This window comes from Phenylobacterium conjunctum (genome assembly GCF_042679085.1).
Taxonomy (GTDB): Bacteria; Pseudomonadota; Alphaproteobacteria; order Caulobacterales; family Caulobacteraceae; genus Phenylobacterium; species Phenylobacterium conjunctum.
The window spans coordinates 1-13,006 of sequence record NZ_JBHTLQ010000077.1; the positions used below are offsets into that span (position 1 = coordinate 1).

At 69.1% G+C, this 13,006-nt stretch carries 13 protein-coding genes; 6 read left to right on the plus strand and 7 right to left on the minus strand.

The features are described from left to right. Positions 1 to 181 (minus strand): hypothetical protein (locus ACFQ27_RS19330; protein WP_377354726.1); only part of this gene is annotated, 181 nt, incomplete at its 3' end. Between the two features lie 215 nt (positions 182 to 396). Between ACFQ27_RS19330 and ACFQ27_RS19335 the strand changes: the two genes are divergently transcribed. The 3 genes from ACFQ27_RS19335 to ACFQ27_RS19345 all read left to right on the plus strand — a co-directional run bounded on the left by ACFQ27_RS19335 (position 397) and on the right by ACFQ27_RS19345 (position 2,236). Further along, positions 397 to 837: an SRPBCC family protein gene (locus ACFQ27_RS19335; RefSeq protein WP_377354727.1), complete on the plus strand. Its 441-nt coding sequence runs from the start codon at positions 397 to 399 to the stop codon at positions 835 to 837. Between the two features lie 18 nt (positions 838 to 855). Next, positions 856 to 1,623: a sulfite exporter TauE/SafE family protein gene (locus tag ACFQ27_RS19340; protein WP_377354728.1), complete on the plus strand. Its 768-nt coding sequence runs from the start codon at positions 856 to 858 to the stop codon at positions 1,621 to 1,623. A gap of 64 nt (positions 1,624 to 1,687) precedes the next feature. Next, on the plus strand, positions 1,688 to 2,236 hold the full coding sequence (locus ACFQ27_RS19345) for a hypothetical protein (protein ID WP_377354729.1): 549 nt from the start codon (positions 1,688 to 1,690) through the stop codon (positions 2,234 to 2,236). On the opposite strand, the gene rsmA is transcribed toward ACFQ27_RS19345, so the two are convergent. The 6 genes from rsmA to lptF all read right to left on the minus strand — a co-directional run bounded on the left by rsmA (position 2,233) and on the right by lptF (position 10,140). Further along, positions 2,233 to 3,063, minus strand: coding sequence for a 16S rRNA (adenine(1518)-N(6)/adenine(1519)-N(6))-dimethyltransferase RsmA (rsmA, locus tag ACFQ27_RS19350; RefSeq protein ID WP_377354730.1), 831 nt, complete (start codon positions 3,061 to 3,063; stop codon positions 2,233 to 2,235). The two genes, ACFQ27_RS19345 and rsmA, sit on opposite strands and share 4 nt — an antisense overlap. Then, entirely contained in the window at positions 3,060 to 4,067 is a 1,008-nt protein-coding gene (gene pdxA / locus ACFQ27_RS19355; RefSeq protein ID WP_377354731.1) for a 4-hydroxythreonine-4-phosphate dehydrogenase PdxA, read from the minus strand. The genes rsmA and pdxA overlap by 4 nt, the downstream gene beginning before the upstream one ends. An 80-nt stretch (positions 4,068 to 4,147) precedes the next feature. Further along, positions 4,148 to 5,497 carry a peptidylprolyl isomerase gene (locus ACFQ27_RS19360; protein WP_374347646.1) on the minus strand — a complete coding sequence of 450 codons (1,350 nt, stop codon included), beginning with the start codon at positions 5,495 to 5,497 and terminating at the stop codon, positions 4,148 to 4,150. A gap of 61 nt (positions 5,498 to 5,558) precedes the next feature. Continuing rightward, positions 5,559 to 7,844, minus strand: coding sequence for an LPS-assembly protein LptD (locus tag ACFQ27_RS19365; RefSeq protein ID WP_377354732.1), 2,286 nt, complete (start codon positions 7,842 to 7,844; stop codon positions 5,559 to 5,561). 62 nt (positions 7,845 to 7,906) lie between these two features. Next, positions 7,907 to 9,010 carry an LPS export ABC transporter permease LptG gene (gene lptG, locus ACFQ27_RS19370; protein ID WP_374347650.1) on the minus strand — a complete coding sequence of 368 codons (1,104 nt, stop codon included), beginning with the start codon at positions 9,008 to 9,010 and terminating at the stop codon, positions 7,907 to 7,909. Further along, positions 9,007 to 10,140, minus strand: a complete 1,134-nt coding sequence (gene lptF, locus ACFQ27_RS19375; RefSeq protein WP_374347652.1) for an LPS export ABC transporter permease LptF — start codon at positions 10,138 to 10,140, stop codon at positions 9,007 to 9,009. Before lptF ends, lptG begins: the two co-directional genes overlap by 4 nt. Positions 10,141 to 10,302: 162 nt before the next feature. Between lptF and ACFQ27_RS19380 the strand changes: the two genes are divergently transcribed. Genes ACFQ27_RS19380 through ACFQ27_RS19390 form a run of 3 tightly spaced genes read left to right on the plus strand, consistent with a single transcriptional unit; the run spans position 10,303 to position 12,917 of the window. After that, entirely contained in the window at positions 10,303 to 11,757 is a 1,455-nt protein-coding gene (locus ACFQ27_RS19380) for a leucyl aminopeptidase (protein WP_374347654.1), read from the plus strand. Positions 11,758 to 11,772: 15 nt separating this feature from the next. Continuing rightward, positions 11,773 to 12,459 (plus strand): hypothetical protein, encoded by a 687-nt coding sequence (locus ACFQ27_RS19385; protein WP_377354733.1) that lies wholly within the window; start codon positions 11,773 to 11,775, stop codon positions 12,457 to 12,459. Then, on the plus strand, positions 12,456 to 12,917 hold the full coding sequence (locus tag ACFQ27_RS19390) for a DNA polymerase III subunit chi (RefSeq protein WP_374347658.1): 462 nt from the start codon (positions 12,456 to 12,458) through the stop codon (positions 12,915 to 12,917). The genes ACFQ27_RS19385 and ACFQ27_RS19390 overlap by 4 nt, the downstream gene beginning before the upstream one ends. Positions 12,918 to 13,006 lie beyond the last annotated feature (89 nt).

Consider the following 13,006-nt stretch of genomic DNA (forward strand, 5'->3'; position numbering starts at 1 on the left):
TTGCGGCTTCAGCCGGAGCGGCGGCAGCGGCTTCAGCCGGAGCAGCAGCGGCGTCGGCGGCCGGAGCAGCGGCGGCGTCCGCGGCCGGAGCGGCGGCTTCTTCCTTCGGCTTGCTGCAGGCGGCCAGAGACGCGGCGGCGGCCAGAGCCACGAGGCTCGTCAGAACGGCGGACTTCTTCATGGTCGTTTTCTCCCGATGGTCCAAGGGACTTCCGGCGCCACGACGGAGCCTGATTCGCCCCCAGAACAGAAAGCAGCCTAGGCTTGACCTTGGGGGTGTTCAAGCTTTCGTGAGGACCCGGCGCCTGCGGCATAGGCGCCGCCTGCGCTCATGCTGGGCGAAGGCCTGGGAAGCGCCCCTCTTGCGCAAATCCGGATTGGCGGGAAACTCCGCCCATGAAGCGCATCCGCACGACCGCCCGCCTGGATCATCCGCCTGAGCGGGTCTGGGACATCCTGGCGGACTTTGACCGCTACGCAGAGTGGAACCCGCTGAACATCCAGGCGCGCGGCGAGGCGCGGCTGGGCGCGAGGATCCCCATGACCTTCCTGAACCTCGCCAAGCCTGGAGGCGGCGACGTCATCCGCCAGACGGTGCGGCTGGTGGCCTGCGAGCGCGGCCGGTCCCTGGCCTGGGCCGGGAACATCCCTCTGCTGTTTCGCGGGCGGCACCATTTCGAACTCGAGCCTGACGGGGAGGGGACCCTGCTGCGGCACGGCGAGGATCTCGCCGGCCTCATTCCGGCTGGTTTCTCGGAGGCGCAGATCGCCGGTGACTTCGTGCCCGCCTACGAGGCGGTGAACCAGGCCCTGGCGCAGAGGCTCGCCGCCCTCTAGGTCGGGGCGGGGGGACACATGATTACGGATCCGATCTTCTACGCGCTGGCGATCCCGGCGGTCATCATCCTTGGCTTGGCCAAGGGCGGCTTCGCCGGGGTGGGCGTGATCGCCGTGCCCTTGATGGCGCTGTCTGTCTCCCCGGTCCTGGCCGCCTCCATCACCCTGCCCATTCTGATCGTCCAGGACGTGGTCAGCGTCTGGTCCTTCCGCCGGACCTGGAACCGCGGGATCCTTGTGCTGATGCTGCCCAGCGCCGCCGTTGGCATCTTCGCCGGCTACGCCCTGGCGGCCTTCGTGAAGCCTGGCGCTGTGGAGCTGGCGATCGGGATCATCTCCATCGCCTTTGCAGCTCAACGGCTCTGGATCGAGCGGCGCGGCGCGTCCGTCGCCGAGCCGCGGCCAGAGGGCCTGCCCTGGCGGGGCGTGCTGGCCGGAGCGGCGGCGGGCTTCACCAGCCAGATCAGCCATGCCGGCGGCCCGCCGTTCCAGATGTACGTGCTGCCCAAGCGGCTGGAACGCGACGCCTTCATCGGCACCAGCGCCCTGTTCTTTGCGGCTGTGAACTGGATGAAGGTCCCGGCCTATCTGGCGCTCGGCCAATTCACCCGCCAGAGCCTGACCACCGCGGCGGTGCTGCTGCCCCTGGCCATCGGCTCCACCTGGGCCGGGGTGTGGCTGGTGCGGCGGGTGCCGGCCGATCGCTTCTACCGCATCATCTATGGGCTGCTGATCTTCGTCGGGGCCAAGCTCGCCTGGGATGGGGCCGCCAGCCTGATCGGCTGAAACAATCGGGACATGGCCGGGCCGCATTCGCCCGTCAGGATGCAGGCTCACATCGAGGCGTCCCATGCTCCGTCTGTTCTCCGCCGCCGTCCTGGTCTGCGCCCTGGCCGCCGGCGACCCCGCCATCGCCGAGGAGGTCATCGCCACGGGCCAGGCGGCCGCCGAGGCGCCCAAGCCGGCCGCCAGCGATGCGGCGGCTCAGATCGACGCCTGGATCAAGACCGCGCCGCCGGTGAAGCTCGACGACGAGGGGCCCGACGGCGTCACGCCGGGCCGAGAGCCACGCAAGATGCATGGCGAGGTCGGCGTGACGGTGGGGTCCGGGGGCTATCGCAGCGCCTATGCGGTCAGCGTTATTCCGGTGGGTGAGACCGGCACGGTGTCGCTGGCGGTGTCCAAGTCCCAAGGCGGCCGCTTCTATGGCGGTCCTGGTGGGCGTCCGTTCAACGGCGGTGACCGCAGCAGCGTGGCCTTGGCCGTGAACCTGGGTCCCCAGGCCGAGCGGGCCTGTCCGGCGGCGCCGGTCGGTCCCATCGCCTTTGAAGATCACGCCGGGCCGGATCTCTATCTCGCCGAATGCCGGGCGCGCGCCCGGGTCCAGAACCCCGACTAGCGCTGGTCCAGCCAGGCCTGGGCCAAGGCGAGAAAACCCGGGATATCGATCGTCTCGGCGCGCGCGTCGGCGGCCAGGCCGGCCGCGACGCACAGGGCCTCCCCGCCCAGGGGCTTCAGGCTTGAGCGCAGCATCTTGCGCCGCTGTCCGAACGCGGCCTGGGTGATCTTCTGCAGAGCGCCCAGCAGCACCGGCTCTGGCCGGTCCGCCCGCGGGACCAAGCGCACGACCGCCGAGGCCACCTTGGGCGGCGGGGTGAAGGCGCGAGCCGGCACATCCATCACAAGCCGCGCCTCGGCGCAGGCCTGGGCGATCACCGCCAAGCGACCATAGGCGTCGGAGCCCGGGGCCGCGACGATCCGCTCGGCCACTTCCTTTTGGAACATCAGGGTCTGGCTGACGGGCGTGTAGGGGCCGGTCAGCCACTTGATCAGCAGCGGCGTGCCGACATTGTAAGGCAGGTTGGAGACGATCGCCGCGGGCGCGCCAGCGCTGAGGGCGGCCTCGTCCACCTCCAGGGCGTCCCCCAGCACAAGGCTCAGCCGGCCGTCAGCGACCGCCGCCAGCTCCTGCAGCAGCGGCTCGAACCGCACATCCTTTTCCACCGCGATGACCCGCGCGCCGGTCTCCAGCAGGGCGCGGGTCAGGCCGCCGGGGCCGGGGCCCACCTCGATCACCAGGTCGCCGTCGCCCACCTCGGCCAGGCGGGCGATCTTGCGGGTGATGTTGAGGTCCAGCAGGAAGTGCTGGCCGAACGCCTTGTTGGCCAACAGGCCATGCTCTGCCAGGGTCTCGCGCAGCGGCGGCAGGTCGTCGATCCCGGTCATGCGTTGCGCCGGCCCACGATCTCCTCGGCCATTCGGATCGCCGCCACCAGGCTGTCGGCGCGCGCCAGTCCGCGTCCGGCGATGTCGAACGCCGTGCCGTGATCCGGCGATGTGCGAACGATCGGCAGGCCCAGGGTCACATTCACGCCGGACCAGATGTCCAGCATCTTCACGGGGATAAGCGCCTGATCATGATACATGCAGACGGCGGCGTCATAGCGCTCGCGCATCTCCGCCGGGAACAGGCTGTCGGCCGGATGCGGGCCGGTGGCGGCCACGCCCAGGTCGCGCAGGGCGCGGACGGCGGGCTCGATGATGTCGTGTTCCTCGCGGCCGATCCCCCCGCCTTCGCCGGCGTGAGGATTCAGGCCCGCCACCGCCACCCGCGGCTGGGCGATCCCGAAATCCCGCCGCAGGGCCTGGGCGGTGATCAGGCCGGCATTGACGATCTTCTCCACCGTCAGCAGGGACGGGACCCGATGGATCGGCTCGTGCACCGTCACCAGGGTGGTGCGCAGGCCGGGCGCCGCCAGCATCATGACCGGCCCCCGGGCGCCGTCGTATTTCTCGGCCTCGGTCAGTTCGCCCAGGAACTCGGTGTGGCCCGGAAACTTGAACCCGGCCTCGTACAGCGGCGCCTTGGCGATCGGCGCCGTCACCAGGCCGGAAACCGCGCCGGACAGGGCCAGGCCCACGGCGGTCTCGATCCACTGCACCACAGACGGCGCGGCGGCCGGGGTCGGCTGGCCGGCGACGACGGGGGCCTTCAGGGGCATGTCCAGCACCGGGATGGCGGAGGCGAACACTCGCGCCGCCTGGTCCGGCGCTGTGACCCGCTGAACAATGCCCGCGCCGGCCACCGAGGCCGAGGCCAGGGACTGATAGTCACCGACCACCACAAAGGGCGGGCCGGAGTCCTTCAACTGGCTCCAGGCCTTTACGATGATCTCTGGCCCGATCCCGGCGGGATCGCCCAGGGTGAGCGCAAGAGGTCCGTGTTTCACGGCGCTTCCGGATTGCAGCCCCGGCGACTCAGGCGGCCAGGGCTTGAGGTGTGGACACCAAGTCTAGTCCAACTCTTGACCTAGCGGGTCTCGATGGTGGCCGAATTCCGCAGGTCCCGCATATAGCGCCGCGCGATCATGCTGAGTTGCTGCTGGTAGAGCCGGCCTTCGATCTGGTCGTGGCTGAGCGCTTCCTGTCCGCCGGACCGCTTGCCGCAGACCGCAAGCAGGTGAAGCCCCGCCGCCGTGCGGATCGGCTGCGACACCTGGCCGGGTTGCAGGCTGGAGGCGGCGTCGCGGAAGGCCGGAGCCAGATCCTTGATCTCCGCCTCGCCGAGGTCACCGGCGACCACGCCGCCGGCCTGGGCCGCCTTGGTCTCCAGGTCGCCGCAGCCGGTCACCTGGGCCCGCAGGGCGTTCAGCTTGGCCGTCGCGGCGTCGACCTGGTCCTGGCTCGCGCCCTGAGCCAGGGCCACGGCCGCCTGCTTCAGATTGACGATGGTCGCCTCGGCGCCAGAGCGCTTGTCACGCAGATAGATGATGTAGACGCCGTCGCGCACCGGGATCGGTTGCGACAGTTGGCCGGGGCGCATCTGGGCCAGGGCGGCGTCGACTTCCGGCGCCATCTCGCCCATCGACACCCAGCCGACCTCGCCGCCGCCGGCCGCGGTGGCCGAAGCCGAGAACTGTCGAGCCACGGCCTGGAAGGGCGCGCCCTGCTGCATCTGGGCGATCAGCTGGCCGGCGCCATTGACGGCGACCTCCATGCCGCCCACCCGGTTGGCGTCGAGGAACACTTCGGAGATCTGGTACTGCGGCTTCGAGGCCGCGGCGGCGATGCGCTCCTGCATGGCCTTGATCTGGTCCTCGCCGATCCGCAGGCGCGAGCCGTAGCGGCCGCGGATCCAGCGGCCCCAGCTGATCTGGGCGCGATACTGAGCCCGCAGGGTGTCCAGCCCGATCCCCTGGGCGGCCAGCTGGGTCTTGAACTGCTCGGGGCTCATATTGTTTGACTTGCCCAGATCGTCGATCTCGGCCTCGACCTCCTGATCGTCGGCGATCAGGTCCATCTTCTGTTCCTTGGCCACCCGACGCAGCTCGTGCATCTGCAGGTGCTCGTCCACGAGGCCGACCAGGGCCTCGCGCTGGAACTGCGGCAGGTTCTGTTCGGTCGGCTGCACGCCGGAGGTGGCGATCAGCAGGCGCATGCGCTGGGCCAGGTCGTAGGTCGAGATGATCTCGTCATTGACCACGGCGGCCACGGCTTCAGACAGCTGCGAGGGCCCGGCCGGTTGCGGTGCGGCCGCGGGGGGCGCGGCCTGGGCCAGGGCGTAGGAGGGCAGGGCGATCGACGGGGCCGCCAGAGCCAGGGCGGCCAGGACGACAGCGCCGCGCGCCGAACGGCCCGGGACTTTACGCGCGCGCATCATGGAGTGGTGCATTCCTCGGATCGACGACTGAAGGCGCGAAGTGGCCTCCGCGCCTTGGTTCTTAGTTGGCATACATCGGTCCGCCCAATGTGGCGAGCGTGAGGCGCACGGCGATGGACTCGGTCGGTCCCAGTCGCCCGATCACCGTATCCTCGCGGCGGTAGATCACATCGATGCGGGTGCACTCGTCGCGATAGACCACCCCCAGGTCCCGGATGACCCAGGCGTCCTGCACCAGGTCGCGGTTGCCATAGGCCGTCACACCCCAATGCTTGGACAGGTAGAGCTCGCCGCCGAGGTCCAGGTTTTCCACCTTGGAGCCATTCGCGTCGGCCACGTTACGCAGGTAGCGGAAATAGCCCGAACCGCGCTTGACCGAGACGTTGGCCCCGGCCTCGGCGCGCTGGATCGAAAGGTCGTCGGCGTCCAGGCGGGCGCGGGTGAAGAACGACACGCCACGCATAGGCTGCGCATCGGCCGCCACGATCCAGTCCGAGGCCTTGCGCGACAGACCGCTGGTGGTGGTGAAGGCGTCGTCGTCGCTGTCGCGGAAGCTGCGGCCGACCAGCAGGCTGGCGCGCCGGCCATCGTCCCAGAACATCGAGGCCCGGCCGGCGACATTGAAGCGCGCCCCGTCCTCATAGAGGTCATAGCCGGGGAACTTGTTGGCCCGGAACAGATTGGTCTCGTCGAACTCGAAGGCGATGGAATCTTCGTTCAGGAAGATCGGCGCCTTCGCGGCCGTGTAGCCCACCACCACCTGCTTCACCTTTGGCGAAATCGCCAATTGTGCAACAGGTTCAAGCACAACCGTTGACGTCTTGAAGCGTCGCGCCAGGGGAAAGCTGATGTCGGCCCCGGCCACGGCCAGGCCGCGCGCCAGGCTCTTGGAGGTCGAGCTCATGCCGCTGAGGTCGCCCAGACTGTAGGCGTCGGCGCGGATGTTCACGTAAGGCGAGATCCGCAGGCCCGCGGTGCTGGTGAAGGTCGCGCGCCAGTCGGCTTCCCCGGTGACCCGGCGGCTGTCGATGCCAGGCAGGGCCGTGTTCAGGGTGGACTGGTCCCGCGTCAGGGCGACCGCTGAGCCCAGCAGCCGCAGGCGGCCGTTCAGGATCTGGGTTCCCGGCTCCCAGCGGCCCTCGATCAGCGGGCCGACGGTCGGGAAGGTGCGGTCATTGTCGCCGGGGCGCAGGCCTTGAATGGTGAAGGCGCCCGCCGAGAACCAGGACTTCTGATCCTGCCGCGTCGCATAGACCTGGGAGATCAGCCGGCGGTCATCGGCGATGAAGGGGCCCCGCGCCGCATAGACGTCGCCCACCTCATACTTGTCGAACAGCAGGTCGTCGGAGGTCCGCTCGGCGGTGAAGCCCCAGCGCCACTTGTCATTGATCGCGAACGCGCCCGACGCCAGCACGTAGCTGCGCGAGGTGTCCTGGCCGAAGGGATTGCCCTTGCCGTCGAAGTCGGTGTCGTGGGTGTAGCCGACCCTCGCATCAAGGGCGCCGGAATAGAAGCGCTTCCGATAGTGGGCGTTGAGGAGCGGGTTAACTTTCGTGTTGATTTGAGGGCTTAGCGTCAAATCCGAAGACGGCGACAGAACCTGGAGATAGGGCTGCTCATAGGACAGGCCCCGGCGGTTCGACGCCCCGAACTTGGGCGGCAGGAAGCCGGACTTGCGCTCGGCCTCGGGGTCCGGGTGCCAGAAGACCGGCAGGTACAGCACCGGCGCGCCCAGGATGCGGATCACCGCGTTTCGGTAATAGACCACCTGGTGGGCGTGATCCTGCACCACCTTCTCGGCCTGGATCGACCAGGTCGGGGTCTTCGGCGTCGTCCCGTCGGCGGCGCAGATGTCGCAGGGCGTATAGATCGCCCGGTTCAGCTCGTTGACGTTCTCGTTGCGACGAATGGCGCTGGCCGCGGCCAGCTTGATGTCGCCGGGCATGCGGGCCGAAAAGCCGCGGGCCGCCCCGGCCTTCATCGCGTCATCCAGCACCAGCTGGTCGGCGTATTCCACCGAGCCGTCGGCGGCGATCACCTGGACCTCGCCCTTGGCGGTCATCACCCCGCGGGCCTCGTCATAGACCAGTTCGTCGGCGCGCAGGGTCCGGCCCTCATAGCGCACCTCGACCTGGCCCTTGGCGGTCGTGACCTTGGTCTTGTCGTCACGGATGACCAGGTCGGCTTCCATGTACAGCTCGCCCGGCTTCAGGCCGTCGGCCGACACGGCGCCCTGCGCCATGGGCTTGCCCTGCGCCTGCGCCGCCCCGGTCCAGGACAGCACAAGGAGGGCCACGCCCGCGAGCAGGCCGCGCTTGGCCGAGACTGACCGCCTAGCGGAACTCATTGGACGACTTCGACCCTCTCGACGTGGTTCTGGGGGGATGGATAGCGGCGCACGTCAGCGATTCAACCGTCTTCGGTGTAGCAGAGCAGCGTCAGCCCCGACAGCAGGGCGATAACCGGCGGCGCCCAGGCCGCCGCGAACAGGGGCAGGATGTCGGCCCCCGCCAGGGCGCCGGCGAACTCGTTGAAGAAGAAGAACACGAAGCCGATCGCCACGCCCGCGCCCACCAGCCCGCCCAATCCCCCAAGCCGCACAAGGCGCAGCGAGAAGGCGGCGGCCAGGATCGACATGGCGGAAAACAGCAGCGGGGTCGCCAGCAGCTGATGGAACCGCAGCCGATAGCCGTTGGCGGAGAAGCCGGCCTGTTCGGTCCCGCGGATCGCTTCCGGCAGGCGCCAGAAGGCGATCGCCTCGGGTGACGAGAACCGCTCCATGGCCGACTCGGAATCGAGGCTGGAGCGGATCGACAGGGAATCAGAACGCACCGAAGCCTCGCCGGCCGTCGCTTCGCGCACGTCGGTCAGCTTCCAGAAGCCGGGCAGCAGGCGCGCCTCGGCCGCTTCCAGGCGGCGTTTGAACTGCGGGATGCCGTCCTTGTTCTTTTGATAGATGAACAGCGACACCCCACGCAGGCGGACGGCGCCGTCCACGGCGTCGCGGGCCTTGGCGTGGATGACGATCTGGTTGCGCTCGTCCCCCTGGCGCAGCCACACCTCCTTGGGCGCGTCGGTCAGGTAGTTCTCCATCAGCCGGGCCCGGTCGGCCTCGAACCGGGCGCTGAGCGCAGAGGCGACGGGGTTCAGGAAGGCCACCGCGAGGATGCCGACTGCAAACGCCGCCAGGGCCGAGGGCAGGATGAAGCGCCAGGCTGAAACGCCGGCCGCCCGCATGGCCACCAGCTCGCTGCGGCGGTTCAGGCCGACATAGGCGCTGATCCCCCCGAACAGGAACACGAAGGGCAGGAGCAGCAGCACCAGGGCGGGCGCCTTCAGCAGGGTCAGGCCGAACAGCTGAGCCACGCTGACATCGGCCCGCACGCCCACGGACCGCGACAGGTCGACGAACTGGATCAGCAGGATCACGCCGGACAGAATGGCCAGGGCGCCGCCCACGCCGATGAAGGTGCGCGACAGCACATAGCGGTCGAGGCGTCCGATCCCGCTCATGCGGCCCCCGCGGGCGCGAGAGGCGCGGTTGTCACGGCACGCCTGCTTGTGATCCTGCGCCGGAAGACGCCGGACAAGGCCCAGGCCAGGCCGCCCAGGGGCACGGCGTACTGCAAGAGGTTGATCCAGGCGGCGTCCTCGCTGCCGGCCTGCACCACGAAGCCGACGATCCGCAGGGCCGCGGCGGCTCCGCCGATCATGGCGATCCGCCGCCCATAGCCCAGGCGGGAGAACCCGCCGCCGATGATGGCCCACAGGGCGAAGGCCATGAAGGTGATGTTGTACAGGGGGCTGGACAGGCGGGCGTGGCCCTCGGCCAGCAGCTTCAGCCGGTTCTTCTGCTCCCAGTCCTGCTTCAGGTCGGGGAACAGGAGTTCGTGCAGGTAGCGGTCGGAGGGCTTGTAGTGGACCAGCTCGTCGCCGCTGATGAACTGCGACAGGTCGAACACATAGTCGTCGAAGGACAGGAAGTTCAGGACGCCGGTCTTGCTGAACTCCTGGTTCGAGCCGCGATGCATCAGCAGCACCGGCTTGCCGCCGCGCTTCGCCATCCGGCCTTCGTCGGCGATGTAGGTGGTGGCCCCGCCGTCCGCCTTGGTCTGGTGGATGAACAGGTTGTGGATCAGGCCGCCGGAATCGATGCTCTGGGCATAGACGGTCAGGCCGGGCGCCGGGGCGGTGAACTCACCCTCGCGCACCAGGGTCGCAGCCAGGTCGGTGCGCACCTGGAACAGGATCTCGCGGCTGGCCCGGGCCGCCGCCGGCTGGATCCACAGGTTCAGGAACAGGGCGATGACCGCCACGCCGCAGGCCAGCCACATCGCCGGGGCGATCACCCGCCAGCGGCTCATGCCGCCCGCGAAGCAGACCACGATTTCCTGGTCGGTATGCAGCCTGTTCAGCGCCACCAGCGCCGCCACCAGCAGCGCGATGGGCAGGATCATGTTGACCAGCTGGGGCAGGGCCAGCAGCGTCACTTCCAGGAAGACGAAGGCGCTCTGGCGCTGGCTGACGATGATGTCCAGCTGCGACAGGCTGGTCGACAACAGGGCGACAGCGGCCAGGGCGATCGTGGCGAGCACGGTCGGGCCGAGGAGCTGGCGCAGCAGGTAGCGGTCGATCAGGCGCATGCGGAAGAAAATCAAACTCGCCGAGTTTTTGGCGCGCCCGGAAGGCGAACCTGCTCTAAACCATGCGTCGCCGCGCCGCACAACCGCCGCACGTGCGGGTTCCTGTGCGAAGTGTCATGTGGGGCGCGAGTTGTCCCGGGTCTAGAGGCTTGAGAGAGTGTGATGGAGATCGAGTTCCTCGCGGCGGACGCGCCGCTGGCTGACAAGGCCGTTCTGGCTATCGTGGTGTTCGAGGGCGAGGCCGAGAAGGTCGAGGGCGGCGCCTATGCGCCCGCCGTGGCCGCCTCCCGCTTCACCGGCGCCAAGGGCCAGACCCTGGACATCCTGGCCCCGGCCCAAGGGGCGGCGGCGCGGGTGCTGCTGATCGGCGCGGGCAAGGCTGACGCCTTTGACGACATCGCCTGCGAGAACGCCGCGGCCTCGGCCTATGCGGCGGTGAAGACCTCCGGCCTGACCAGCCTGCGCCTGCGCCTGCCGGCCGACGCCTGCGCGGCCCGCGCCGCCCTCGGCGTGCGCCTGGCGGCCTACCGCTTCGACAAGTATCGCACCAAGGAAGCGGCCGAGAAGAAGCCGACCATCGCCAAGACGGCCGTCGAGACCGCCGACAGCGACGCGGCCCTGAGCGCCTTTGCGGACCTCGCCGCCCTGGCCGACGCGGTGGCCTTCTCCCGCGACCTGGTCTCCGAGCCGCCGAACGTCCTCTATCCCGCCGAATTCGCCCGGCGCGTGAAGGAACTCGAGCGCCTGGGCCTGGAGGTCGAGATCCTCGGCGAGGCCGAAATGGCCAAGCTCGGTATGGGCTCGCTGCTGGGCGTCGGCCAGGGCTCCATCCGTGAAAGCCAGCTGGCGGTGATCCGCTGGAACGGCGCCGCGGACAAGGACGCCCAGCCCATCGCCTTCGTCGGCAAGGGCGTCTGCTTCGACACCGGCGGCATCAGCCTCAAGCCGGCCGACGGCATGGAAGACATGAAGTGGGACATGGGCGGCGCCGGCGCGGTCGCCGGCCTCATGCACGTGCTGGCCGGCCGCAAGGCCAAGGTCAACGCGGTGGGCATCCTGGGCCTGGTCGAGAACATGCCCGACGGCAACGCCCAGCGTCCGGGCGACGTGGTCACCTCCATGTCCGGCCAGACCATTGAGATCATCAACACCGACGCCGAAGGCCGCCTCGTTCTGGCCGACGCCATCTGGTACTGCCAGGACCGCTTCAAGCCGAAGTTCATGGTCGACCTGGCCACCCTGACCGGCGCGATCATCATCAGCCTGGGCAATGACTATGCCGGCCTGTTCTCCAACAATGACGAGCTGAGCGAGAACCTGCTGTCGGCCTCCAAGGCCGAGGCCGAGCCCCTGTGGCGCATGCCGCTGCCGGCCCAGTACGACAAGAACATCGACAGCATGATCGCCGACATGAAGAACACCGGCGGCCGTCCGGGCGGTTCGATCACGGCGGCCCTGTTCATCCAGCGCTTCGTCAACGGCGTGCCTTGGGCCCACCTGGATATCGCTTCGACCGCTTGGAAAAAGCCGTCTACCGTGCCGACGATTCCCGACGGCGCCACCGGATTCGGCGTCCGGTTGCTCAATCGGATGGTGGCCGAACACTACGAGGAATAGGAGAGGCGGGGGCTTATGCATCTGGTCCTGTTGCACAGCCCGCTGATCGGTCCCTCCGCCTGGCTGGCGGTGGCCGCCGAGGCGCTGGAGCGAGGCCATAAGGTCTCGCTTCCAGCCATTCCTGACCTGAACCTGATCCCCCAGCCCTACTATCCAGTCATAGGCCGCGGCGTGGCGCGGCAGATCGAGGGGCAGGGCGCGGCGACCCTGGTGGTGCACTCCAGCGCCGGCGGTCTGGCGCCCAGTGTCGTCGCCGCCAGCGAGGGCCGCATCGACCATGTGGTGTTTGTGGACGCCATCCTGCCGCACCCGAACCGCTCCTGGTTCGACACCACCGGCGTCGTCTTCGCAGACGCCCTGCGCGCGACGGTGCAGGACGGTCTCGCCCCGCCCTGGGACCAGTGGTTCCCGGCCGGCCTGATCGCCGACCTGATCGACGATGCGAACGCCCGCGCCGTGTTCGAGGGCGAGTTGAACCCCACGCCGGTCGCCTTCCTGGAAGAGGTCTCGCCCGACCTGGACCTGCCCGAGAACGTGGCCTGGAGCTATCTGCGCCTGTCCGAGGCCTACGAGGCCGAGGCCGCCCGCGCCCGGTCCCAGGGCCGGCCGACCTTGCGCGAAGACCTGCATCATCTGGCGATGTTCACCCACTCCTTCGAGGTGATGAACGCCCTGTCCAACCTGCTGCGGATCGGCGGATGACCGCGGCGGCGCCTTGCGAGGTCTGGTTCTACCACCTGGAGCGCACGGGCCTCGACCAGGCCTTGCCTGAACTCCTGGAAAAGACCCTGGCGCGCGGCTGGCGCGCCCTGGTGCGGGCCCAGGACAAGGACCGCATCGAGCACCTGGACGGCTGGCTTTGGTCGTACCGCGATGAGAGCTTCCTGCCGCACGCGCCGGCGGACGAGCCGGGCGCCGCGCGCCAGCCCATCCTGCTGACGACGGGCCAGGACAATCCCAACCAGGCCGACGCCCTGTTCCTGATCGACGGGGCCGAGCCGGGGACGCTGGACGCCTACACCCGCTGTGTCGTCCTGTTCGACGGCGGCGACGATGAGGCGCTCAAGACCGCCCGTCGCCAGTGGACCGCGGTCAAGGGAACCGGCTTGCCGGTGAGCTATTGGCGTCAGAAGGGACGGGGCTGGGAGAAGCAGGCATGACGTTTCGCGCGCGCGCGGCCCTTGCGGCCCTGACCTTCACCCTGGCCGCCTGCGCCAGCGAAGCCCCGAAGCCGGCCCCGCCGCCCGCG